Annotated in this window: 23 protein-coding genes; 5 read left to right on the plus strand and 18 right to left on the minus strand. The window is 36.3% G+C overall.

What is annotated here, in order from left to right; all coding sequences use genetic code 11:
* Nucleotides 1-56 precede the first annotated feature (56 nt).
* The 9 genes from codY to ylqF all read right to left on the minus strand — a co-directional run bounded on the left by codY (nt 57) and on the right by ylqF (nt 10,434).
* Nucleotides 57-848 (minus strand): GTP-sensing pleiotropic transcriptional regulator CodY, encoded by a 792-nt coding sequence (gene codY, locus EsVE80_RS07955; protein WP_173104161.1) that lies wholly within the window; start codon nt 846-848, stop codon nt 57-59.
* Between the two features lie 23 nt (nt 849-871).
* Nucleotides 872-2,263 (minus strand): ATP-dependent protease ATPase subunit HslU, encoded by a 1,392-nt coding sequence (gene hslU / locus EsVE80_RS07960; RefSeq protein WP_173103248.1) that lies wholly within the window; start codon nt 2,261-2,263, stop codon nt 872-874.
* 12 nt (nt 2,264-2,275) lie between these two features.
* Complete coding sequence (gene hslV / locus EsVE80_RS07965; RefSeq protein WP_173103249.1) at nt 2,276-2,821, minus strand: ATP-dependent protease subunit HslV; 546 nt, start codon at nt 2,819-2,821, stop codon at nt 2,276-2,278.
* A gap of 27 nt (nt 2,822-2,848) precedes the next feature.
* On the minus strand, nt 2,849-3,748 hold the full coding sequence (gene xerC, locus EsVE80_RS07970) for a tyrosine recombinase XerC (RefSeq protein WP_173103250.1): 900 nt from the start codon (nt 3,746-3,748) through the stop codon (nt 2,849-2,851).
* 511 nt (nt 3,749-4,259) lie between these two features.
* Nucleotides 4,260-5,567, minus strand: coding sequence for an FADH(2)-oxidizing methylenetetrahydrofolate--tRNA-(uracil(54)-C(5))-methyltransferase TrmFO (trmFO, locus tag EsVE80_RS07975; protein WP_173103251.1), 1,308 nt, complete (start codon nt 5,565-5,567; stop codon nt 4,260-4,262).
* Between the two features lie 126 nt (nt 5,568-5,693).
* Nucleotides 5,694-7,772, minus strand: coding sequence for a type I DNA topoisomerase (gene topA, locus EsVE80_RS07980; RefSeq protein ID WP_173103252.1), 2,079 nt, complete (start codon nt 7,770-7,772; stop codon nt 5,694-5,696).
* 117 nt (nt 7,773-7,889) lie between these two features.
* The gene (gene dprA, locus EsVE80_RS07985; RefSeq protein WP_173103253.1) at nt 7,890-8,756 is read right to left on the minus strand and encodes a DNA-processing protein DprA; all 867 of its coding nucleotides are present in this window, start codon (nt 8,754-8,756) and stop codon (nt 7,890-7,892) included.
* A gap of 60 nt (nt 8,757-8,816) precedes the next feature.
* Nucleotides 8,817-9,584 (minus strand): ribonuclease HII, encoded by a 768-nt coding sequence (locus EsVE80_RS07990; protein ID WP_173103254.1) that lies wholly within the window; start codon nt 9,582-9,584, stop codon nt 8,817-8,819.
* Nucleotides 9,565-10,434 (minus strand): ribosome biogenesis GTPase YlqF, encoded by an 870-nt coding sequence (gene ylqF, locus EsVE80_RS07995; RefSeq protein ID WP_173103255.1) that lies wholly within the window; start codon nt 10,432-10,434, stop codon nt 9,565-9,567. Before ylqF ends, EsVE80_RS07990 begins: the two co-directional genes overlap by 20 nt.
* Before the next feature lie 147 nt (nt 10,435-10,581).
* Between ylqF and EsVE80_RS08000 the strand changes: the two genes are divergently transcribed.
* Nucleotides 10,582-10,869, plus strand: a complete 288-nt coding sequence (locus EsVE80_RS08000) for a DUF1905 domain-containing protein (RefSeq protein WP_173103256.1) — start codon at nt 10,582-10,584, stop codon at nt 10,867-10,869.
* 89 nt (nt 10,870-10,958) lie between these two features.
* On the opposite strand, the gene tuf is transcribed toward EsVE80_RS08000, so the two are convergent.
* The 3 genes from tuf to EsVE80_RS08015 all read right to left on the minus strand — a co-directional run bounded on the left by tuf (nt 10,959) and on the right by EsVE80_RS08015 (nt 14,604).
* Nucleotides 10,959-12,146, minus strand: a complete 1,188-nt coding sequence (gene tuf, locus EsVE80_RS08005) for an elongation factor Tu (RefSeq protein ID WP_173103257.1) — start codon at nt 12,144-12,146, stop codon at nt 10,959-10,961.
* A 260-nt stretch (nt 12,147-12,406) separates the two neighbouring features.
* The gene (locus EsVE80_RS08010) at nt 12,407-13,411 is read right to left on the minus strand and encodes a nucleoid-associated protein (RefSeq protein WP_173103258.1); all 1,005 of its coding nucleotides are present in this window, start codon (nt 13,409-13,411) and stop codon (nt 12,407-12,409) included.
* An 86-nt stretch (nt 13,412-13,497) separates the two neighbouring features.
* Complete coding sequence (locus EsVE80_RS08015) at nt 13,498-14,604, minus strand: serine hydrolase domain-containing protein (protein ID WP_173103259.1); 1,107 nt, start codon at nt 14,602-14,604, stop codon at nt 13,498-13,500.
* A 128-nt stretch (nt 14,605-14,732) separates the two neighbouring features.
* Between EsVE80_RS08015 and EsVE80_RS08020 the strand changes: the two genes are divergently transcribed.
* The 3 genes from EsVE80_RS08020 (at nt 14,733) to EsVE80_RS08030 (ending at nt 16,680) form a co-directional block, all read left to right on the plus strand.
* On the plus strand, nt 14,733-15,584 hold the full coding sequence (locus EsVE80_RS08020; protein ID WP_173103260.1) for an aldo/keto reductase: 852 nt from the start codon (nt 14,733-14,735) through the stop codon (nt 15,582-15,584).
* A gap of 1 nt (nt 15,585) precedes the next feature.
* Nucleotides 15,586-15,843, plus strand: a complete 258-nt coding sequence (locus EsVE80_RS08025; RefSeq protein WP_232061155.1) for a hypothetical protein — start codon at nt 15,586-15,588, stop codon at nt 15,841-15,843.
* 138 nt (nt 15,844-15,981) lie between these two features.
* The gene (locus tag EsVE80_RS08030) at nt 15,982-16,680 is read left to right on the plus strand and encodes a hypothetical protein (protein WP_173103261.1); all 699 of its coding nucleotides are present in this window, start codon (nt 15,982-15,984) and stop codon (nt 16,678-16,680) included.
* A gap of 92 nt (nt 16,681-16,772) precedes the next feature.
* On the opposite strand, the gene EsVE80_RS08035 is transcribed toward EsVE80_RS08030, so the two are convergent.
* Nucleotides 16,773-19,199: a hydroxymethylglutaryl-CoA reductase, degradative gene (locus EsVE80_RS08035; RefSeq protein WP_173103262.1), complete on the minus strand. Its 2,427-nt coding sequence runs from the start codon at nt 19,197-19,199 to the stop codon at nt 16,773-16,775.
* Between the two features lie 213 nt (nt 19,200-19,412).
* Between EsVE80_RS08035 and EsVE80_RS08040 the strand changes: the two genes are divergently transcribed.
* Nucleotides 19,413-20,564 carry a hydroxymethylglutaryl-CoA synthase gene (locus EsVE80_RS08040; protein ID WP_173103263.1) on the plus strand — a complete coding sequence of 384 codons (1,152 nt, stop codon included), beginning with the start codon at nt 19,413-19,415 and terminating at the stop codon, nt 20,562-20,564.
* A gap of 50 nt (nt 20,565-20,614) precedes the next feature.
* Here the strand turns inward: EsVE80_RS08040 and hisS are convergent, their stop codons facing one another.
* The 5 genes from hisS to EsVE80_RS08065 form a co-directional block, all read right to left on the minus strand.
* Nucleotides 20,615-21,898: a histidine--tRNA ligase gene (gene hisS, locus EsVE80_RS08045; RefSeq protein WP_173103264.1), complete on the minus strand. Its 1,284-nt coding sequence runs from the start codon at nt 21,896-21,898 to the stop codon at nt 20,615-20,617.
* 123 nt (nt 21,899-22,021) lie between these two features.
* Nucleotides 22,022-22,330 (minus strand): nucleotide pyrophosphohydrolase, encoded by a 309-nt coding sequence (locus EsVE80_RS08050; protein WP_173103265.1) that lies wholly within the window; start codon nt 22,328-22,330, stop codon nt 22,022-22,024.
* Nucleotides 22,331-22,940: 610 nt separating this feature from the next.
* The gene (locus tag EsVE80_RS08055; protein ID WP_173103266.1) at nt 22,941-23,420 is read right to left on the minus strand and encodes a hypothetical protein; all 480 of its coding nucleotides are present in this window, start codon (nt 23,418-23,420) and stop codon (nt 22,941-22,943) included.
* 141 nt (nt 23,421-23,561) lie between these two features.
* On the minus strand, nt 23,562-24,752 hold the full coding sequence (locus EsVE80_RS08060; RefSeq protein ID WP_173103267.1) for an IS256-like element ISLgar5 family transposase: 1,191 nt from the start codon (nt 24,750-24,752) through the stop codon (nt 23,562-23,564).
* A gap of 345 nt (nt 24,753-25,097) precedes the next feature.
* Nucleotides 25,098-25,241, minus strand: a complete 144-nt coding sequence (locus EsVE80_RS08065) for a hypothetical protein (RefSeq protein ID WP_173103268.1) — start codon at nt 25,239-25,241, stop codon at nt 25,098-25,100.
* Nucleotides 25,242-25,265 lie beyond the last annotated feature (24 nt).

Here is a 25,265-nt window from a genome sequence, read left to right on the forward strand (position 1 = left end):
ACGGCACCTCCTAGTTTATCATTTCCTTTTTGCTGCACACCATACTCCATAATTGCTTAGTGATTATGTTTATCCAACTCTTCTTTGAAACGTTTATTTAAAACACGTAAATACGTGCCCTTCATCCCTAAAGAACGGGATTCAATAATTCCAGCTGATTCTAGCTTTCGTAGCGCATTTACAATCACTGAACGTGTGATTCCAATTTCATCAGCAATACTCGAGGCAGTTAATCGCCCTTCGTCTCCTTCTAAAGCAGCAAAAATAGCTTGTACTGCTTTTAACTCACTGTAAGAAAGGGTACTAATTGCCATTTGAACAGCAGTTGCACTTCTAACATCTGCTTCAATGTCACGAGATTTTTGATACAAGAACTGCATCCCAACTACCGTTGCACCATATTCGGCTAAAACTAAATCATCCTCATTAAAAGCCGCATCCATCCGAGCTAAAATAATAGTGCCCAAACGTTCACCAGCACCAAAAATTGGGACTACCGTCGTTAAACCATTCGGATATTTTCCTCGTTGTTCCACAGGAAATGCTGTCATATCAGAAGAAATTGGAATGTTGGCTTCTGTTTTAGTCAGATGATCCACCATTTCAGTATAAATTTGCGGAAATTGTTTTTCTTCAAACATATTTTTCACACGATCATTATTAACATCATGTTTTTCATTGAAACCCAACAAGACACCTTCACTACTAATAATATAGGCGTTACTGTCTAAAATATCCCCTAAAATCAACGCCATATTGTTATAAGGCAGATCCAAAGTCATATCAAAAGTATTCTTTTGCTGTAATAATTGATTGATACGGCGAGTTTTGTCTAATAAAGTTGTCATCTTTTTCATTTTCCTTCCTATGTTTACAAAATGTAGCGACTTAAATCTTGATTTTCAACAATTGCATCCAGTTTTTCTTCCACATAAGCGGCAGTAATTGTTATCTCGCCCATTTGCATATCAGGAGCTTCAAACAACAAATCTTCCAACAACTTTTCCAAAATCGTGTGCAAGCGTCTAGCTCCGATATTATCAGTGTCACGGTTCACATCAAAAGCAATTTGCGCAATTTTTTCAATTGCCTCTTTAGTAAAGATTACTTTAATATTTTCCGTACCTAGCAATGCGATATATTGCTTGATCAAAGAATTATTTGGTTCTGTTAAAATTTTGATAAAGTCAGCTGCAGTTAAATCATCCAACTCTACTCGAATAGGAAAGCGTCCTTGTAGTTCTGGAATAAGATCGCTTGGTTTTGCAACATGAAAAGCCCCAGAAGCGATAAATAAAATATGATCAGTCTGAATAGTTCCATATTTAGTATTTACTTGAGAACCTTCTACAATCGGTAAAATATCCCGTTGGACACCTTCTCTTGAAACTTCCCCCGATTGCTGTGAGCGAGAAGTAATCTTATCAAATTCATCAATAAAAATGATTCCGTTTGCTTGTGCCAGTCTGATAGCTTCGCTGTGAATATCCGCATCATTAACTAATTTAGCCGATTCTTCTTGTACCAAAAGTTCGCGTGCTTCTTTAACGGTGACGGTCCGTTCAACTTTTTTTTGCGGCTTCAAAGCATCTAAAGTTTCGTTCAAATCAATTCCCATCTGCTCTAACCCGTTATTCATCATTGGACCTTTTGTTTTAGGTTCATCAATTTCAATTGTAACTTCACGATTATCTAAAACGCCACGTTCCAATTGATCGAAAATTGCTTGTCGATTGGTCTTAATTTCTTCGGTTAATTCTTCTTTTGGCTCTTCTTGTTGTGTATTAAAAATATTCATCATTTGTTCGTAAGGATTAGTTGATTTTTTCTGTTCTTTTTTTATACCAGGGACCAAAACCTTAACCAAACGACGATTAGCTTTTTTGACTGCACGCGTATACACGCGGCTGTATTGCTCTTTTTTGACAATCTGAATCGCATTTTCTACCAAGTCACGAACCATCGATTCCACGTCACGACCCACATAGCCAACTTCCGTAAACTTGGTTGCCTCTACTTTAACAAAAGGTGCCTGAACAATTTTGGCCAAACGCCGCGCAATTTCTGTTTTCCCAACACCAGTTGGACCTATTAATAAAATATTCTTGGGTGTCACATCTTGTTGCATGTCTTCATCTAATTGCAATCTACGATAGCGATTACGCAATGCAACTGCAACTGATTTTTTTGCTTCTTGTTGTCCTACGATATATTGATCTAATTCTGCCACGATTTGACGTGGTGATTTTGTCATTTCATTCATAAAAATCCCTCACTACATTTCTTCCACAATAATATTGTGATTGGTAAATATGCAAATATCTGCTGCAATGTTCAATGCATTTTCTGCGATTTCTTTTGCTGTCATTTCAGTTGTATTGTACTTTTTCATTGCCCGCGCTGCAGCCAAAGCATAATTTCCACCTGAACCAATTGCCAAAATACCATCATCAGGCGTAATAACTTCACCTGTTCCAGAAACTAATAACATCTCTTCTTTGTTCATCACAATTAACATTGCTTCTAATTTTTGCATAGATTGTTGTGTTCGCCATTCTTGGGCCAGTTCAACGGCAGCACGTTGTAAATTACCATTATATTCATTTAGTTTTGCTTCAAATTTTTCTTCCAAAGTAAATGCATCTGCTACACTCCCAGCAAAGCCAACCACTACTTCACCATTATAAATACGTCGAACTTTGCGGGCTGTACCTTTCATAACCACTTGTTCTCCCATTGTAACTTGACCGTCTCCAGCCATAGCAAACTTGCCATCTTTTTCCACTGCACAAATTGTGGTGGAATGAAATTGTGATTCCATTGTCTTCCTCCTAAACTCTGAATTAACCTATTCATGCGCCCGCGGATGAAATTTACGATAATTATTTTGTAAACTCTCCTTTGTAACATGAGCATATATTTGTGTTGACGATAAATTAGCGTGTCCGAGTAATTCTTGGACAGTTCGCATATCCGCTCCATTATTTAACAGATGAGTAGCAAATGTATGGCGCAACATATGAGGATGAATTTTACTGTCTAAACTACTTTTTTTGATGAGTTGAGTAAAAACATACTCAATGCCTCGGCTTGTTATAGCACTGCCTCTTTGATTTACAAAGACAAAAGGATGTTCTGGCACTTTTTTTACTAAAAGTGGTCTAGCAAGAGTCAAATATTCCTGTAATGCAATTTGCGCATAAGAACCAAAAGGAACATAGCGATCTTTACCACCTTTCCCATGAATTAGTAAAACTTCCCCTTGCCAATCAATAGCATCCAACGTTAAACCAGCACACTCGCTAACTCGCAACCCTGATCCATAGATGGTTTCCAATAGAGCACGATTACGAAGTTCTAACGGTTTATCCCCTTTAGCTGCTTGAAAGAGCGCTGCCATTTCCTTTTCATAAAAAAAACGAGGCAATTTACTATTTTGTTTTTTCAAATGAATATATGAAAAAGGGTTTTCTTCTATAACTTCTTGTTTTAGTAGATACTGATAAAAAGAACGCAGGCTAGCAATTTTGCGGCTGATAGAATTGCGACTGTATTTTTGTTCATTCAAAAAACTCAGATAAACCCGTACATCGCGATGGTCAATCTTAATGAAATCACTATCGCCACTTTCTTTTAAGAACTCACTAAAATCTTGCAAATCTTCCTGGTAGGCCGCCGTCGTTAATTGCGAATACCCCCGTTCAAACTGCAAGTAGCGTAAAAATTCTTGTGTCCAGTCCAATGCCATCGTTTTGCACCTCGTTTCTGTCCGCAATTAATGTAGCATACAACGAATTAAAAAACAAACAAATTGTCAGAATTTAAACAATATTTCCTTCTTTCGTCACAATTTACACAATATTGTCATACTTTTTTCAAGATACAATCAAGTTAAATTGGCTATCTATCAAAAGTTTTATATACTATCAAAATTTATTCATTTAACAATTTGATGTCAGATTGACACAGTACAAATTATCAAAATTTCTCTGTCTTTTCAATCTTATTTTAATTCTAATCTGGCTACATCATCACGTTACAAGAGTATTTACAATATTTTTGCAGCCGTCATCATCAAAGTTAATAACTTTCTATTTGTTTTTTGGAAGCTAAACTTACTGTTGTATTCATGTATTAGCCTATAAAAATTATGACTTTTCATCTGGATATGCAAGTCGCCTAAAATATCATGAAATCCCACCAAAAAACCGCTCAGCGGTCACTGGCGGTCTTCTTTAAGGAATTAAAATTATAACTATTTAATTTGAAACTACAAATTCTGATGTTAATTGGCTTAGTGCACGCTCTGCCAATGTTTGGTACCGTAATTTCTTGTCGCGAATACGTTCAGGTAATTCTGGTAGTAGGCCAAAATTAGCATTCATAGGTTGAAAGTGTTTGCCTTCTGCGTGGGTAATATAATAGGCCATTGAACCGATAACCGTCTCTTTTGGCATAGTCTGCACCTTTTGCCCTAAAGCTAAACGAGCAGCGTTACGCCCAGCCAATAATCCACTAGCAGCACTTTCTACATAACCTTCCACTCCAGTCATTTGACCTGCAAAAAACAAGTCGTCACGTTTAACAGACTGATAAGTTGGACGTAATAATTCTGGTGAGTTCATAAAGCTATTGCGGTGCATAACACCATAGCGAACAAATTCAGCGTTTTCTAAACCTGGAATCATTTGGAAAACCCGTTTTTGCTCCCCCCATTTTAGATGGGTTTGAAAACCAACAATATTGTATAACGAAGCTGCCGCATTATCTTGACGTAATTGGATCACCGCATATGGTCGTTTACCAGTATTTGGATCTTCCAATCCTACTGGTTTCATCGGGCCAAAAAGCATAGTTTTCTCACCGCGCGCCGCCATCACTTCAATTGGCATACAACCTTCAAAATATTTTTCCTTTTCAAATGTTTTTAAAGGGGCAACTTCTGCTGTAATTAGCGCTTCTCGAAAAGCATTAAATTCTTCTTTTGTCATCGGACAATTTAAGTAAGCTGCTTCTCCTTTATCATAACGCGATTTTAGATACACTTTATCCATATTAATTGTACTTTTATCAATAATCGGTGCTGCTGCGTCATAAAAATAAAAACCATCCGAACCATTAAATTCTTTAATTGCTTCTGCTAATTTAGAAGATGTCAGAGGTCCTGTTGCAATCACGGTAATCCCACTTGGAATCTCGGTTATTTCTTCTGAAACAACCGTCACATTCGGATGGGTTCTAACTTTTTTAGTAACCGTCGCAGAAAAAGAATCGCGATCCACTGCCAAGGCACCACCGGCTGGAACTGCAGTTTCGTCAGCAGATTGAATAATTACTGAATTCAACCGACGCATCTCTTCTTTTAAAACTCCCACTGCGTTAGCTAGACTATTTCCTCTTAATGAGTTAGAACATACTAATTCTGCAAAATCCGAAGTATGATGTGCTTCTGTTGATTTTTTTGGACGCATTTCATAAAGACGTACTAAAACGCCTGCCTCAGCGATTTGCCAAGCAGCCTCACTACCGGCTAATCCGGCACCAATTACATTTACAAATTCAGTCATTTTCTTCTTCCATTCCTATATTTTTAACAAAAAAGTGTGCAACATTTATCCTAGCTTTTTCTCAGCAGATTGAATAATAGTTAGAAAAACTGTTTCACACCTTTTTGTACTACTTATTTATAGTTATTATTTTTGAATATCTTCTTCGTAGTCGCCATTGATACAAACGACTTGTTTACCACCTTTAACCTTTTTCTCAACCAAGTATTGTCCACATTTTGGACAATCTCGCCCGACTGGTTTATCCCAAGAAGTAAAGTCACAATCTGGGTAACGGGAACATCCGTAAAATAAACGATTTTTCTTAGACTTTCTTTCGATAACTTGCCCTTTATGACAGACTGGGCAAATGACACCAATTTCTTTAACTATTGGTTTGGTGTTGCGACAATCAGGGAAATTGCTACACGCATAAAACTTACCATATCGCCCTAATTTAATTACCATTGGATGTCCACAAACGTCACAATCAAAGCCAGCAGGCTCATCTTTGATTTGAATTTTCTCAATTTTTTCTTCTGCATTAGTTAACTCAGTTTCAAATGGCTTGTAAAAACGATCAACAACCTTAACCCAGTTTTCTTTGCCCTCTTCTACTTTATCCAAATCCGTTTCCATTTCTGCTGTAAAGTTAACATCAACTATTTGGGGGAAGAAATCCTCAATTAAAGAATTAACAATCTCACCTAATTCTGTTGGTTCAAAACGTTTTTGCTGTAATTTAACATAATAACGACGTTGAATCGTCTCAATCGTTGGTGCATAGGTTGAAGGACGCCCCACACCTTTTTCTTCCAAAGTTCTAATTAAGGTTGCTTCACTAAAACGTGCAGGTGGTTGCGTAAAGTGTTGTTTGGGTTCAATATTAATTGCTTTCACAATATCGCCTACTACTAATTCTGGCAAGATATTTTCTTTTTCTTCTTTACCATCGTCGGTACCTTCGACATAAACCTGCATAAAGCCTTTAAATTTAATCTTTGAACCGTTAGCAATAAAAATAACACCGTTTTGCGCTAAAGTTACTTTCATCGTATCTAAAATAGCAGGCGTCATTTGACTTGCAACAAAACGTGACCAAATCAAAGTGTAAAGTTTTAATTGATCTTTATCCAAATATTTCTTCATTTCCTCAGGGGTCCGCGTCACACTGGTTGGACGAACTGCTTCATGCGCATCTTGGGCACCTTGCGCATTTTTTACTTTTTTGTGGCTATGAGAAGAATATTCTTTGCCATAAGTTGTTTCGATAAATTCAGCTGCTTCTGCTTTTGCGGAGTCTGCAATTCGTTTTGAGTCAGTACGCATATACGTAATTAAACCAACAGTTCCTTGCTTACCTAAAGCAATTCCTTCATAAAGCTGTTGGGCAACCATCATTGTTTTACGTGTTCTAAAATTCAATTTGCGCGCAGCTTCTTGTTGCATACTACTTGTTGTAAAGGGTGCTGCTGGATTACGCTTCCGTTCTTTCTTCTCAACCTTTGTTACGTCGTAATCTTTACCATCTAACCGACTAGTAACTTCTTTAATGCTTTCTGCATTCGGTAATTTTTTCTTTTTACCATCAATGCCCCAAAAGTTGGCTTTGAATTTTTTTCGTTCTTTTTGGAAATTCCCATCAATGGACCAGTATTCTTCTGGAATAAATTGCCGAATTTCTTTTTCCCGGTCGATAATCATTTTTAACGCAATCGATTGTACACGACCTGCACTCAACCCTTTTTTTACTTTACGCCATAAAATTGGACTGATAGAATAACCAACTAGTCTATCTAAGACGCGACGAGCTTGTTGAGCATCGACCAAGTCTAAATCAATTGTTCTAGGTTCTTTAAAAGCGGCTTTAACCGCATCTTTTGTAATTTCATTAAAGACTACGCGATTCTCATCTTCTAAATTAAGATTTAACAAATGAGCTAAATGCCACGCAATAGCTTCACCTTCGCGGTCCGGGTCACTTGCAAGATAAACTTTTTGTGCTTTTTTCGCTGCACTTCTTAAACTTTTGATAACATCGCCCTTACCACGAATCGAAATATAATGTGGCTCATAGTTATTTTCAACATCAATTCCCATTTTACTCTTTGGTAAATCACGAATATGGCCAACACTGGCAACAACTTTATAGTTGCGACCTAAGTACTTTTCGATTGTCTTGGCTTTTGCCGGTGACTCAACAATTACTAAATATTTATATGCCATATATAATTGATGGCTCCTTCCTAACAATTTACTACTATAGTATACCTGAATTTTGGTAATTAAATCGTAGGTAATCATATCCATTAAAAAAATGTTTGTCAAGGAAGGCAATTAATCTTACTCAAAATTTGGTAACTCTTCTAAAATATCTTTTATGGAAATGACACATTTAGCGCCATCTTGAATTAACTGCAAGCAACCTGTCGAACGTCCATTTAAAATATCACCTGGAAAAGCAAAAACTTCTTTTCCAGAATCTAACGTTAATTGTGCTGTAGTCAAAGAACCACTTCTCGCACGGGCTTCCACTACACATACCGCTTGGGATAGACCGGCAATAATCCGATTACGCATAGGAAAATGATACTTTCGTACTGGTGTCCCATAAGGATATTCACTAATGACCAATTGTTTTTTTAGCATTTCCCAATAAATCGTAAAAACCTCTTTGGGATAACAAATATCTAATCCACAGCCCACTACACCAATTGTCTGTCCAAAAGCTTGCATTGCAGTTAAGTGGCTGCAACTATCAACCCCTTTTGCAAGACCACTTACAATCGTGAAACCTCGAGCTGCTAACGGTGGTACAAATTTTTTTACAACTTCTCGACCATATGACGAAACATTTCGAGAGCCCACAAAGGCAATGATTTTTTCTTCTTGTAGTAAGCGAATATTCCCTTCATAAAATAATACAAATGGAGGCTGTGGAATTTCCTTTAACCTTTTAGGATACAATGGTGAATCTAATGTAATGTACTTTTGACCATCTAGTTTTTGCTGTAATACTTCTTTTGTTAAAAAATTCCAGTCATTGCAAAAAACAAAAGGATCACATCTTTTCGATAAAAGTGGTCGTAACTCACTTGCTGTAAAGTTAAAGCACTGATGCGTTTGCGCATACTCAAAAATACGCCATTTGGTAATAATCCCAGCACCTTTGATTAAAGCTAACTTTAGTAAAAAAAATTCTCGTTCCATAAAAAAACCTTCTTTCTATTTATCTTTAAACAAAGATACGCAAAAAAGAAGGAAAAATATTTATAAATAATTTTTAATTGGTGCAAAAGTTTTCCGGTGAATCGCGCAAATACCATGATTTGCTATACCTTGCAAATGATCTTTTGTTCCGTAGCCAGCATTTTTATCAAAACCATAAAAAGGAAAAATTTGATGGTATTCTTTCATTAGATTATCCCGCATTTCTTTTGCAATAATGCTAGCAGCAGCAATCGAAACACAACGTGCATCTCCTTTAATGAGATTATCTTGAGGAATATCGCAATCCAATTTGACTGCATCTACTAACAAATGCGTCGGTACGACAGATAAATCAGCTAAAGCTAATAGCATTGCTTTTTTGCTAGCTTGTAAAATGTTAATGCGGTCAATTTCTTCATGGTCGACTACTCCAATTCCTACCGCCACAGCTTTTTCTTGAATTTCACAATACAATTGTGCTCTTTTTTTAGCTGATAATTGTTTGGAATCATTTAATCCTAAAATTTCAACATCTGCTGGTAAAATAACTGCTGCAGCCACTACTGGGCCTGCTAGCGGCCCTCTACCTACTTCGTCAATCCCAGCGACAAAACGATGACCTTTTTGGTATAAAGCTCGTTCAAAACCGGTCATCTCAAAATATTGATCTTTTAATGCTTGTTCTTTTTCTAAGCGACGATAAAATTGTTGCAATAATTTTTGGACGCCTATTCGTTGGTCCGCTCTTAAAGCTATCAGACAAGGATCATTGGGATTTGTTAGTGTAGCTAGTTTTATTTTAATGTCTTTAATTGCTTCTGATTTCATTAAAAACTCCTGCTTCTTCGTAACGATCTAGTGTAAAAGGCCCTAACTTACTTTGTCGAATCTCAACTACAATCAATTCACTACCACGATCATAGTCATCACGAAATCCTCTTTTTTCAGTAATTAACATTAATAATTCTGGTAAAGGTAATTGCTCGTCAGCCAAGTTCAAGTGATAACGCTTGGCTATGCGACCTGGATAAAAACGTGTGAAAAAATCCAAACCAAATAACGCAATATCATCCAAGTGTAAAAGTTTGTCCTTGATTGCACCCGTTAATGCTAATTTTTTACCAATCTCAGGATCTTCAAATTTTGGCCATAAGATTCCTGGGGTATCTAAAAGTTCCAACTCGCTGCCAGAACGTAACCATTGTTGTCCCTTTGTTACGCCCGGTTTGTTACCAGTTTGAGCAATTTTTTTACCAACTAAACGATTCATTAAAGTCGATTTTCCTACATTTGGTATACCAATGACCATTGCACGAATTGCTCGTGGCTTAATTCCCCGCGCTTGATCTCTAGCAAATTTATCTGACAAGACGGTTTTAGCTTTATTCACAATTTTTTTAGTACCTTGATTTTCCAATGCATTCATTGCTAAAGCAGCAAATCCTTTTCCTTCAAAATAACTCTGCCATTTTTGAGTTTGTTCTGGATCAGCCAAGTCAGCTTTATTTAATATCACTAATCGTGGTTTTTGCTGTAAAATTTGGTCTAATAAAGGATTACGTGAAGAAAGTGGGAGTCTGGCATCTACTAATTCAAAAACAATATCGACAAACTTTAACTTTTCGCTAACTTCCCGTTTGGCTTTTGCCATATGTCCAGGGAACCATTGAATTGTCATCTTTAGACAACTCCTCTCATTTAAACTACATCTCCGCATTTTAACATGAATAGTAGTAATTTTAAATGTGTTTTTTTCTTTTCGATTAGCGATAATCTCTCTATTGTGTAATATAGTAAAAGATAATAAAACAAAGCAGGTGAAATAATGAGTCAAAAATATACCTTTACCGCAGAAATTATGTCATCAGAAGTTGGCAAAGGAGGCGCATATGTCATTTTCCCCTATGATATACGCAAAGAATTTGGCATGGGACGTGTTAAAGTAAATGCTACTTTTGATGGTATTTTTTATGCCGGTAGTATCGTCAACATGGGATTGAAAGATTCCGTTGGAAATATTTGTTACATTCTTGGAATTAGAAAAGATATTCGCCAAAAAATTAACAAATCAATTGGTGATTATGTAACAGTTACGATTCGACTACGCGATTAGCATATTTCAGTAAAGCTTATTAGTAACTGTAACTTTAATAAAAAAGACACGCTGCTAAATTTGCAACGTGTCTTTTGCTTATTTTAAAATTAGTTTTCGATTTCAGTAACCATACCTGAACCGACAGTTCGTCCGCCTTCACGAATTGAAAAAGTAGTTCCTTTTTCAACGGCGATTGGATGAATCAATTCAACTTCAATCGTAACGTTATCACCAGGCATTACCATTTCAGTACCCTCAGGTAATGCAATGTTTCCTGTTACGTCAGTTGTACGGAAGTAAAATTGTGGACGGTAGTTGTTAAAGAATGGTGTATGACGTCCACCTTCTTCTTTGGTTAAGATATAAACTTCACCTTTGAATTTAGTATGTGGTGTAATTGAACCTGGTTTTGCTAATACTTGACCACGTTCCACTTCATCACGCGTAATCCCACGCAACAATACTCCAACGTTATCGCCGGCTTCACCATAATCTAACGTTTTACGGAACATTTCCAAACCAGTTACAACAGCTTTTTGTGTTTCTGGTTTAATCCCGATAATTTCAATTTCATCACCAACGTTGACTTTACCACGGTCAATACGACCGGAAGCAACAGTACCACGACCTGTGATTGTGAAGACATCTTCAACTGGTAACAAGAATGGCTTGTCGTTGTCACGTTCTGGTGTTGGAATGTATTCATCTACTGTATCCATCAAATGCATGATAACTTCTTCTTGTTCTGGATCGCCTTCTAAAGCTTTTAGAGCAGAACCTCGGATAACGGGAATATCATCACCAGGGAAATTGTATTCGTTTAATAATTCGCGAACTTCCATTTCAACTAGTTCTAATAATTCTTCATCATCAACCAAGTCTGTTTTGTTTAAGAATACGATTAAATGTTTAACCCCAACTTGACGAGCTAACAAAATATGTTCACGAGTTTGAGGCATTGGGCCATCTGTTGCAGATACAACTAAAATCGCACCATCCATTTGCGCAGCACCAGTAATCATGTTTTTAACATAATCCGCGTGTCCTGGAGCATCAATATGGGCATAATGCCGTTTTTCAGTTTCATATTCTACGTGAGCAGTATTAATCGTAATACCACGTTCACGTTCTTCGGGTGCGGCGTCGATACTTGCATAGTCTTGTGGATTTGCTAATCCTTTTTTACCTAAAACTGTTGTGATAGCGGCAGTCAATGTCGTTTTACCATGGTCGACGTGTCCGATGGTACCAATATTAACGTGTGGTTTACTTCTGTCGTAATGTTCTTTTGCCATTAATAAAACCTCCAATAATTATTATCAGCGGGCCATACATTGCTGACTCTCTGACACCTATTATAGACTTTTCCTTACAATTGTAAAAAATTTACGCTTGCAAATCACTTACTTTTTATAAGTTTCTATCTGTCACTTATTATAGGTCAATTTTAGTCAAAGTCAAAGAATTTGTCTTATTCACCAATATATTCAAAATACAACTAAAAAGTAGTAAGCAAAAAAGCTAGCGTCTATCACAATAACTTTACAAATACACCCTACAAGCGATTAATCACATCTTCTACATTTTTAATCATTACCGAAATTGTCCCATCTGGATTATTAGTAAATTCAATTAAATTGGGATCTCGATAGACATCCAAAGGAACGATTAGTTCGATGCCATTGGAAAGTTTTAGTTTTTGCTTACTGTATTTTTTTTCCGTAATTTCTTTTACTTCCCTTAATAGTGGTGCTTGATTTATAAAACCTTTTTCTACTACTTCTTCTTCAAAAGCCATTTGGGCAGTAATATTATCTTTAAAAACTTTTTGGGCGACTTCTTTTACTTCAAGTTGACCATTTTCTTCAATAGCTTCATAAACGGCGTCTTTCACATCTGCTACCACATCATGACTAGCAGCTTCAAATTTTTTACCAATTTTTTCCGCTACTTTTTTGATGACTTTAACATTTTCTTCTAATGAAGGAATGGGTTGACTTTCGATCACACGAGTTGAAAAATAAAAGCCCTTTTCGCCAGAAAATGTATACTTTTTTTCAATCAGTTCATAAACCATATCAGTTAAATCAATCGTAATACCTTCATCGGCTTTTTGCGTTTTCCCTGCCAAAATAGCCCGATTAATAATCAATTGATTGTTAAGCCCTGCTTCTGATGAATCTACAAAATGGGTAAAACCATCGTTGTAATTAACCTTTAAAAAAGCTAGTTGCATTTTTGTATCTAATTCGTATAACACTACAAATACATCGGCACTGGGCGCATCTTCACTTTGACTATACACGTCATACCAACGTGCAACTAATTGTTCTGAAACTTGAATAAAATCATTTTGTGCTTGACCGGCTAATGCTTCAAAAGCAGAACCTGCTACTAGACTACCTGTTTTGGTTTGCGCACTAGCTAACTTTTGAATTTTTTTAGTCAAATAATCACGGATATATGCTGTTGTTAAATCCAATTCCATTTGTGAATAGACAGGATCGCCGCTTTGACGATCAATAATGTGTAAAATTGCTTTTTTTAAATAAATGTCCATTTTATTTCGCTCTTTTCTTATTTTAAAGTTCTGATTTAGTGTACAGAAAAAAGCAGTGAAAAGACAAGTCTTTTCACTGCTTTATTTCAATCTAGCAAAGAAGTTGTAAAATTATAAATAGCCGTTGCTAACGCATCATCACCATGAATAGCTGGCTGATTAGCAAAAAGCAATACTAAATTTTCGTTACTTTCGTCACCATAAACAAACGTATCATAACCTCCCAAAGAACCGTGAATACTTTTCATTCCTTCTTCATGCCAAATTCCGCCAGCATAGCCAGCATCTTCAATTTGTGCTAGTTCCTTATATTCTTTTGCCGTTAAGATTTGTCCGTTTGTTAAACCTCTTTGAACTTTTAGCATATCGTCAATGCTCATAAATAAATTACCAGCTCCCAGTAAACTTGAGAATAATTCTTTATCAGCATGAAACTCATCATCTTGATAATCTGATTCATTTTCATAACGATATGCAATTGGTAATGTCATCTTAGGTGGCCGTTTCTCCCAAGAAAAAGTGCGTTTCAGATGTAACGGTTTAATAATATTATTTTCCAATACTGTTTCATATTTTTCCCCGGTAACTTGGCTAATTATGCCGGATAATAAGGTATAGTTAGCATTAGTGTACGAAAAATTTTTATCTGGGGTAACTGTCATTTCTGATAAAACATAATTAAGCTGGTCTTCTTCCAAACCCAAAAGCTTGCCAGGATTACTTTCTGCCATCTGAATCCCTGAAGTGTGATCTAAAAGTTGCCGAATTTTAATATTTGCTAATTCTGGATGAGCAGGATAAAAAGCGGCTAAACTACTTTCATAAGAAATCTTTCCAGCAGCTACTAGTTGGGCAATCAAGCTTCCGGTTATAAACTTTTGTAAAGATGCAATTGGATAAGCAATCCGAACACTATTTTTTTTCAAACGACCAAAATCTGCATATCCATAAGCACTACGATTAATGATTTCTCCATTTTTTACAACAAGTATCACGCCTTTAAAATGTTCTTTCCGCACCATTTGAGTAATATCTGCTTTAAAAAGTGGATTACTCTGAGCTAAAATCCGGGAGACAGATGTTTTTTTTATGGGTACTTTTGTAGCAGATTTTTGTGACAGCTGCCAACTAAAGCCAAAAATAATTAAAAAAAGTGTAGCTAGACCGCCTAAAAACCAATATTTTTTTTTCATTTGAATGCCTCTTTCCTGTTGCTGATTATACTGCAAAGTTTGAGATTTGTTTACCAAAACAAAATGAAAGAAAAAAAATGCTAAGTACGCTAAACTAGAACTAGTAAAAAGAATTGGAGGTATTTCAGATGGAAAATCTTACATCAACATACACATTGGCAAATGGCGTAAAAATTCCTAAGGTGGGCTTTGGCACTTGGCAAACGCCAGATGGCGACGTAGCCGTTGCATCAGTTAAAGCTGCTTTGAAGGCAGGTTACCGTCATATTGATACTGCTCAAGGTTATCATAACGAAAAAAGTGTCGGTAAGGGCATTAAAGAAAGCGGAATTCCTCGTTCTGATATTTTTTTAACCACAAAATTATGGAATGAAAATCACAGCTATGACTTAGTGATGGAAAGTTTTGCTCAATCTTTACAGGAATTAGGTACAGATTACGTTGATTTGTTTTTAATTCACTGGCCAAATCCAGTAACTTTCCGCGAAAATTGGCAAGAAGCTAACGCACAAACGTGGAAAGCTATGGAAGAATTATATGAGGCTGGTAAAATTAAAGCAATTGGTGTCAGCAACTTTTTACCTCATCACCTAGATGAACTTAAAAAAACGGCAAAAATTATGCCACAAGTAAATCAAATTTTCTTGGCACCTGGTGAATTACAGCCTGAAGTTGTGAAATATGCACAAGAAAACAATATTTTATTAGAAGCATACAGCCCATTAGGAACAGGCAAAATTTTTAGTGTACCAGAAATGCAAGAAATTGCTGCAAAACATAATAAATCTATTGCTCAGGTTGCTTTACGCTGGTCGCTGCAACACGGTTTCTTACCATTACCAAAATCTGTTCACGATAATCGAATCAAAGAAAACAGCGAAATTTTTGATTTTGAGTTATCAAAAGAAGATATGGCCACAATTGACAAATTAGATGGCGTAGTTGGAAAAGCAAAAAATCCTGATACGACGAACTTTTAAGATGATAGAAAAAATAATTCAAAAACGTTTAGGTGATCTACCCCAAGACATACTCACTGCCATTAACAGCGATTTTATTTTCTTGGTGTGGCCCGACAAAGTCCAGCACTTTCCTGCCAGAAATTGGGAAATGAAACACTATCAGAAAACTATTTCAAAATATTTTTCAACTCCACAGTATACGATTTTTAACAATTATTCCGTCGTCTATGAACAAAATCATGAATTGATTTTGATTTTACCTGGTATGAAGCAATAAAAATGAGGCATTGATTGTCGTATTTAGTAAAAAACGACGATTGATGCCTTTATTTTCATTTTTTTTACAATAGTGCTTTTCATTTACCCGAACTTTTTTTATAATCATAAAGGACTCAACTCAGAAAAGGAGATATTTATGAAGAAGAAACAAAAACAAAAATTATTAAAACAATTTCGTCCCAACTTTGAACAAGTGCGTTTAGAACTGTTTAACGAGATCGTTTTGAAAGCCAAAAAAGACTATAACTTGATGTTGGATATTTTTATTGATCCTAAGAAAAAAGAAGATATGACTGTTGCTTTTAACAATGGTGCACAAGTACAACAATTTACCGTTCCAATGGATGAAAATTTTAATACCGTTGTTAAACGAATCCAAAAACAAGAAAAAGGCTTATTGGAACGTTTTAGTACAAACTTAGCTGACAGTATCGCCTCTTATTTACAACCAAACTTACCACAAGGCCTATCAAGCACTACTGCTAAAGAAGATAAGGCAGCAGAAGAAAAAGAAGTAAAAAAAGAAACCGCAGCTTTAGAAGAACTTGAAACAAAGACTACGGAAAATGACTCGAATAAAACTAGTGCTAAGTCAATGACTTTCGACAACTTTACTGAAGCTATGGCAAAATTCCCTAAATTTGCAGTCAATAAAACTGCAACCAGTTATGAATTAGTAGAAAAAACACCAAAGGAAGAGCGCTTATTAGCCACTGTTGCAAAAGATAGTAATGAATTTACAATTGAGAAAGCACTCGATCGTAAGTATAAGTTAAAAACAGAAGTTATTCCGCTTATTGAAGATTTTGCGGCAACACCAGTTGCTAATCGCTAACAGAACAGCAAGTGTAAAAAATTAGACTTTGATTTATGAAATATAGACAAAAAAGCAAGCCCTTTTCGGGGCCTGCTTTTTTAGTTGTTAGTTTAATTATTCTCCCGTAAAGATGCTAAAATTTTTGCTGCCGTAGCTTGATTCATAGTTGTTTCTTTCTGTAATTTTTGACTAACTGCTTCGATTTCTGATCCTACCGCACCAACAGTCATAGCTAAAGAACGCGATTGAAGAGCCATATGTCCCTTTTGAATGCCTTCTGAAACAAGAGCCCGCAAAGCAGCTAAGTTCTGAGCCAAGCCAACAGCTGCTACAACAGCCGCTAGTTCTTTAGCATCCTGCACGGCTAAAATGCTCAATGCAGCCCGGGCTTTTGGCAGGACCTTCGTCGCACCACCAGCTGTTGCAATCGCAAGCGGTAAAACAAGCCGTCCCTCTAAATAATCATCAACTATTTTCCAATCACTTAAACCTTGGTACTGTCCATTTTGAACAGCATAAGCATGAACACCGGCTGCAACTGCTCTCGTATCGTTACCTGTGGCCAAAATAACCCCATCAATGCCGTTCATGATTCCTTTGTTGTGCGTAGCTGCACGATAAGGATCCTTTTTTGCATACGCAGCAGCAATTGCAATTTTTTCAGCAATTTCTTTCCCATTTCCACCAATCTTACTTTTCGCAAGATTAGCTACTGGAACACGACAACTTACTTCAACTAAAGATTCAGTAGCTAGATTACTTAAAATACTAAATAAAATCTTTTCATTTGGAAAAATTTGACGCAATTTAGCTGCTATACCTTCAAGTATGCCATTAACAATATTAGCTCCCATTGCATCTTTCACATCGATTTTTAAATCAAAGGATACATAATTTCCTTCAATTTTTCGCCAACTTATTTCTTTTAACCCACCGCCACGTTTCACGATTGATGGATAACTTGCATTTGCTATCTCAAACAACAACTCTTGGTTATTCTCCAGCCATTTCGTTAACTCTTTTTCATCCGCAATATCATAAAAAACGATTTGACCACGTAATAATCGTTCTTTAATGACTGCCGTAAACTTCTCTGCCATCTTCGCTCCATAACTGCAAGCAGCAATCACAGAAGGTTCTTCGGTTGCTAATGGCACACTATATTCTTTGTCGTTTACAATCAAGTTTAAAGCCAATCCCATAGGTGTTTCAATTTCGCTAATTTGATTTTCAATCATATGATTAGCAATTTCCGAATCAAGAGCCGTGTGCAACAATTCAGTTGCTTGATTGGGATTGATTTGTCCATTATCTTGTAACTTTTCTAGACGTTCAATTTGATTCATTTGATAAAATTTTTTTGGGGAATTTTCCTTGCTTGGACTCTTCAATAACATGGCTAACCCTAGTCCTCCACCGATACATAAAGAAGCAATACCATACTCTTTATCTTCTTGTTGCAGCTGATGGCTAAGTGTGGTCAACAGTCTGGCTCCGGTTGCACCAATTGCATGACCAAGGGAAATACCTCCACCGTAGGGATTAACTTTCTTACTATCTAATCCCAATTTTCTTTCAACGGCTACAGAAGAAGCGGCAAAGGCTTCATTTATTTCAAATAAATCAATATCTGCAATTGTTTTATCTTGAGCTGTTAATAATTCTGTCACAGCTTTAATTGGTGCCACACCCATGATAGCCGGATCAATACCAACTTCACTAAAACCACAAATTTCTGTTAAATAGGGCAGATTGTGCAAGTCTGCATACTCTTTTGTTGCCAACAATAAAACTGCTGCACCATCATTAATAGTTGATGCGTTACCAGCTGTCACCGTACCATTTTCTTTAAAAACGGTTCTTAGCTGACTTAATTTTTCAATCGAACTGTCTGCTCTGATTCCTTCATCTTGTGTCATTAAACCTTGTTTAGTCTCAAAGGGTACGATTTCTGTTGAAAAAAAACCTTTTGCTTTGGCTTTGGCTGCCTTTTTTTGAGAATTGAGTGCAAACTCATCTTGTTCGTCACGAGAAATATGAAATTCTTTTGCAACTTTTTCAGCCGTTAATCCCATATGCTTGTGACTAAAAGCGTCTGTCAAACCATCCAAAATCATCGCCGACAAAGGGTCACCATATTCATTTGTTTCATAATTGAAATGACGTAGTTGTGGCGCATTGGTCATACTTTCTGTACCACCGGCAATTGCAACCTCGCCTTGACCTAGCTGAAGACTTTGCCAGGCCATAATCACAGCCTTCATCCCAGAACCGCAAACTTCATTTACTGTTGTCGCTGGTACTTCATAGGATAAACCACTATTAATACTAATTTGCCTTGCTACATTTTGGCCATTTCCTGCTTGTAAAACGTTGCCAAATATGACTTGTTTTACATCATCTTTTACTTTAGGATAACGTGACAATAATGTTTGTGTAACTTTTGTACCCAAATCAACCGCGCTATATTGCGCTAAGGCACCTTTGTATTTTCCAATCGGACTGCGCAAGGCAGCAACAATGACTACTCTTTTCAAATGTAGCACCTCCACTAGGAAATATATCATTTCTTTAATAAAAAAAAAACAGCCTTAACTAATTCTGACCTTCAAAAAAGAAAGTTTAAATAAACTTTAAATTATAAAATAATTTTTTCGTCAAACAGCCTTTTTTATGCTACCTTATAAGAGCAAATATGACTGCATAAGTAACAAATTCAATAAGAAATTTAGAAAGATAGGGGTTTGTTTATGAACGTTGGAATAGATAAAATTAGTTTTTTTGTGCCACCTTATTACATTGACATGGCTGAATTAGCTAAAAAACGAGGGGTTGATCCAGCCAAATATTTGGTTGGAATTGGGCAATCTCAAATGGCTATTGGACCAAGTAGCCAAGATATTGTAACTTATGCTGCCAATGCAGCGAGTGAAATTTTAACCCCTGAGGATAAAGAAGCAATCGATTTAGTAGTCGTGGGAACAGAATCGAGCTTTGATGAATCAAAGGCTAGCGCTGTAATTTTACATCGACTAATGGGCATTCAAGATTTTGCTCGCTCCTTTGAAATTAAAGAAGCTTGTTATGGTGCAACAGCTGGTTTAGAAGCTGCAAAAAATCATGTTACCCGTCATCCTGAAAGTAAAGCACTCGTTATCGCTGCAGATATCGCTCGTTATGGATTAAACAATGGGGGCGAACCAACACAAGGTGCTGGTGCAGTCGCTATGCTTATCAGCAATAAACCAAGAATTCTAACTTTAAGTGATAATACTGTCAATTTAACTCAAGATATCTATGACTTCTGGCGCCCGACAGGTCATAATTACCCGCTAGTTGATGGACCATTATCCAATGAAACGTATATTCGTTCTTTTGAGAAAGTTTATACTCGCTATACTAAGGTTTATCAAGAGAATTTTGGTGATTTTGCTGCTTTAACTTTCCACATTCCTTACACAAAAATGGGTAAAAAAGCATTACAATCTGTCTTGCCACAAGCAACTGAGCAGGATGCTACTCGCTTATTAGAACGCTATGAAGAAAGCATTGTTTATAGTCGTCGGGTTGGTAACTTGTATACCGGCTCTTTATACTTAGGCTTAATTTCACTTTTAGAAAACAGTACAGTCTTAAAAGCGGGTGATAAAATCGGACTTTTCAGCTATGGTTCAGGAGCAGTTTCACAATTTTTCACAGGAATATTACAACCTGATTATGAAAAATATCTTTTGAAAGAATATCATCAAAAATTATTGTCACAGCGAACGAAATTAACAATTTCTGATTATGAATCGATGCTTAATAAAAATATCGATTATAATCAGACAACTATTTTTAATGATGAATTACCATTTAGTATCACAAAAATTGAAAACAATGTTCGTTTTTACCGCAATTAAAAAGAAGCCCTGCGTCAAATTATGAATTCATGACGCGGGACTTCTTTTCCTTATTCAAAGTAATTTTTAAAATAGTCGTCTAAGGCCGTGACAGATACTTTATCCTCTGTTCCTTTTTCCATATTTTTAATAACTACTTTTTGTTCTTGCACCTCAGTCTCCCCAATTACAACCACTAATTTTGCACCTAAGCGATTAGCTGTTCGAAATTGTGCCTTTAATTTACGAAAATCAATGTCTCTTTCACAAATTAGACCAGCATGTCGTGCACTTTGCGCAGCTGCTTGCGCTAAAACATTTCCTAATTGATCCATACAAGCTACGTACACGTCTATAGACTCGTCTACTGGAATTTGCTTTCCTTCAGCTTCAATGGCGATTAAAGCTCTTTCTATCCCTAATGCAAAACCAAACCCTGTATCTTTTTCATCTGGTCCTCCGAATTCACTGATTAAACCGTCATAACGACCACCAGCACAAATTGTCGTTAAAACACCACCAAATCCTTTTGCTTCACTCATAATCTCAAAAACAGTATGATTATAATAATCCAGCCCACGTACCATACGATGGTCGACAACATACGGGATGTTTAGAGCATCCAACATACCTTTTACTTCGTTAAAGAAAGTTGCACTATACTCATCTAAATAGTCTAAAATTGACGGCGCATTTTCAACGATTTCTTTATCTTTTTTATCTTTACTATCTAACACACGCAATGGGTTTTGGTGTAATCGCCGTTTCGAATCTTCACTAAGTTGGTCTTCTACTGTTTCCAAATAAGTGATTAACGCATCGCGATACTGCATGCGGCTTTCTCGATTACCTAATGTGTTAATGACTAATTTCACGTGATTGACACCTAATTTTTGGTAAAAATCTAACGCCATCGCCATTGTCTCAACATCTGTAGCTGGATTTTTACTTCCTATAACCTCTACACCGATTTGATGGAATTGCCGCAAACGTCCAGCTTGCGGTCGTTCATAACGAAACATCGGTCCCATATAATATCCTTTAAACGGATTAACGTGCTCTGGACCAAATAGTTTATTTTCTACATAACTGCGGACTAGTGGTGCTGTGCCTTCGGGTCGTAGTGTAATGTGGCGTTCTCCTTTATCATAAAAATCATACATTTCTTTTGTAACAATATCAGTCGTTTCACCAACACTTCTAGCTACAACTTCAAAATGCTCAAAAATCGGTGTACGTAATTCCCGAAAATTATACTCACCAAAGACTTTACGTGCTGTGTCTTCTATATATTGCCATTTAGCCGAATTTCCCGGCAAAATGTCCATGGTTCCTTTTGGTTTTTGATATTTCATCAAACAACCTCCTTCAAAGATATTCAAAATTACTATATCACTTTCTAAGACAGCTTGCTAGTTGAATCTAGACCATTATTTTTCATCAAAGCAGTAGAATTTTAATAATACAATAATTAACAGTCACTCTACATTTGGTAGGGGATATTTAATAGCATTTTTTTTCAACTTTGAAGCAATAATTTCATTAATATCAAATCCTAAATTATCTGCTAACATGTAACTATAAATTAACACATCTGCTATTTCTTCTTTTAGATGTTCTCTTTCAATATTCCCCTCTTCAGAAGTCTTCCACTGGTATATTTCCAATAGTTCATTTGCTTCTAATGAGATGGACAACGCTAAATCTTTTTCATTATGAAACGGGCGCCAGTTTCTTTCATCACGAAACATATTAATCTTTTTCATAGTTTCCTTTGTATCACTCATTTTCTTACACCGTCCTTAATCATAATTATTTTAACATTGTTCTTTTTAATTATAAAAGCCGAAATCTATCACTTCTGCTTCTTATATCGAAAATTTTACAAGCTAATAAAACAGTAGTGCCAAAAAAGTAAAATAAAAAAGACCTAAGAATAATATCTTAGGTCAATACCGGCACGCCCTCAACGGGCACTGGATTTTGAGTTTTACTGCTCTTATTACTATAAGCCAATCTGACAAAAATAAATAAGACTATACCCACTTATAACTGATTTAAACAAGTTATGGGTTAGCCATCTAGGATATTTTTTGGAGAATCTATTTACTTGTATACTTATACATACTAATTATAGCACCTATTTCTATCCTTATCCACTATTTTTTGGCTAGATTTAAGTTAGATGATTGCCACTCTCGTATCTTCTTTGCTCAGTTTGATTAGATGAATCATTTCAAACACAGATGAATGTCTCAAACCGAGTTTCACTATACATAGATGGTTGGAAAATCATAAGATATCTAACGCTTGAATCGGTGTAGAACCCCTACCCTAGATTGTTGGAATTTTCTGCTTTCTACAAATTAAACCGCACTTTTTTAAAACTATTTTTGTTCAAATGATTTTTAAAACCTTAAGTATTAAATTTACAACTGGTAAAAAAACTGGTATAAGCTTTAAAATAAGTTCTAAAGTTTTCCCTTTCTTTGTTTTAATATTTCCTCTTATAAAATTTCCTAAGCTAAATACTCCCACAAAAATCCCATACAAAGGAATTACCGAAACGATTAATAAAACTAACACGCTCCATTCATTGAGTAAAGAAAAATTTTTTAAGAGCAAAACAATTCCATAAATGATATAAAAAATTGCCATTGCAACGGCAAAATTATCAAATATTTTTTTGTTACCTAACATTTCTTCTACTGAATACGCGAAAAATACTGAACTTATCATTAATATCACAGTAGTTACCCCTCTTGACCAACTAAAAAGATACTCATCAGGTAAAATATAAATAATACCTGCTAATGCCATAAAAGCAAAAGCTAATGAATAGCCACTATAATCTTGTTTTTTCTCATTCTCAGACATCTATATATTGCTCCCCTTAAAAATATTCGATACTTATATAATACCTGAATAGTTCTAATATATCTATTTGTTCTGATTTGATTCTTTTCTGGGAGCGTCAATAATTTTGTGTAAATGATTCTTCCCTACTGCAGATTGTTTCTAATTCTCAATCAGTTGGCTTAGCATTTGTTCAAGTTCGCCTTCGGCCTGTTGAAAGCCTTTATGACTGCGACCTAGGAATTTTTGGTTGTAAGTATCAAAAGACGAGACTAAGAAACGTTCCATCGACTCTTCGTTTTGGAACTGTTCCTTGCGGTGGCTGTATTTCTTGATTTGCTTATTAAAGGATTCAATCAAGTTCGTAGAATAAATACTCTTGCGTATGGCCAAGGGGAAATCATAGAAAGTGAGCAAGTGATCGTTCGAAAGAATCGATTCAACCACTTTTGGATAGCTGGTTTTCCATTTTTCCGCAAAAGCACCACGTGCTTCCAACGCCACCTCTTTAGATGAGGCTTGATACACCATTTTAAAATCATCACAGACTTCCTTACGATCATCGACACGCACTTTGTGACTGATATTACGGGAAACGTGTACACAACAATGTTGAAAACGAGCTTTGGGATAGAACCGACTAATCGCTCCTACCATCCCCTTTAAGCCATCCGTGATGAACAGGAGGACATTTTTCAAACCGCGCTCTTGAAGGTCCAATAAAATTTCATCCCAAATCGTGATGGATTCAGTCGGTGCAATCGCATAGCTCAATACTTCCTTTGATCCGTCCGGGCGAATGCCAACTGCGATATGAATAGCTTCCTTGGCGACGGTTTTCCGCTTTAACGGAATATACGTTGCGTCCATATAAATAGCAGCATAACGGTCATGAAGCTCCCGCCCTTTAAACGCCGTTACCTCTTCTGTAAATGATTTTGTTATATTGGACATGGTTTGGGGCGTGTAGTAATGCCCATACATTTTCTCAATCAAGTCTGCGATTTCCGACATGGTAATACCTTTTCGGAAGAGGTGAATGACGGTCTCCTCTAACGTGTCATTCGTCCGTCTATAAGCAGGAACAGTCTGTTGCTTGAACTCACCATTGCGGTCGCGCGGAATCTGGAGATGAAGTTCCCCATACTCGGTCTTGACCGTACGGTCATAGGAGCCGTTACGAGAATTACCCGTGTTAAAACCAATGCGATCATACTTTTCGTAATCTAGGAAAGCCGTTAACTCCGTTTTGAGAAGCGTATTGACTGCTTTCTCCAAATGGACACGGAATAATTCATTCAAATCGCCTTTGTTCGCTAGAGTCTTTAGAATTTCTGTAGTAAAATCGTTCATAGGGAAGTCCTCTCTTCTGTGAATGTGTTGTGGTAACTCTATTCTACAGAAGGGACTTCCTTTTTTCTATTTACACAAAATATTTTACACTCTCTCTTTTCTTCTTTTCAATAAAACTTCTGAAATAGTTGTATTGATAGTTATCTATGCGATACCAATTCTTTATTGTGTACCCTGAAGAATCACTTCTTTTCTCCTAGTCATTTTATTTTCTGCATTAGAGAACGACCTCACCTTGTTCTTTCCGTCCTACAAACTAGAAACTCTGATTTTTACCCTTAGATACACACTTGGGGTACATTCGTCTCTTTGAGGGACTCCTTTCCAAATCAGCTAGTTTTCTTTCTATATCCACCACCTGACACCTGTCATTTTTTCATCTCCAATAACATGATTTTTCACCCTCACCCACATAACTTTTTTCTCCAAATCAGCTTCTTTAATAGGCAATGGAAGAAATAATTGTGTGGCTATGGTCATTTGTGCCATCTGCCACAGCCACCAAGAATAGGG

The sequence above is a fragment of the Enterococcus saigonensis genome (genome assembly GCF_011397115.1).
Taxonomy (GTDB): Bacteria; Bacillota; Bacilli; order Lactobacillales; family Enterococcaceae; genus Enterococcus_C; species Enterococcus_C saigonensis.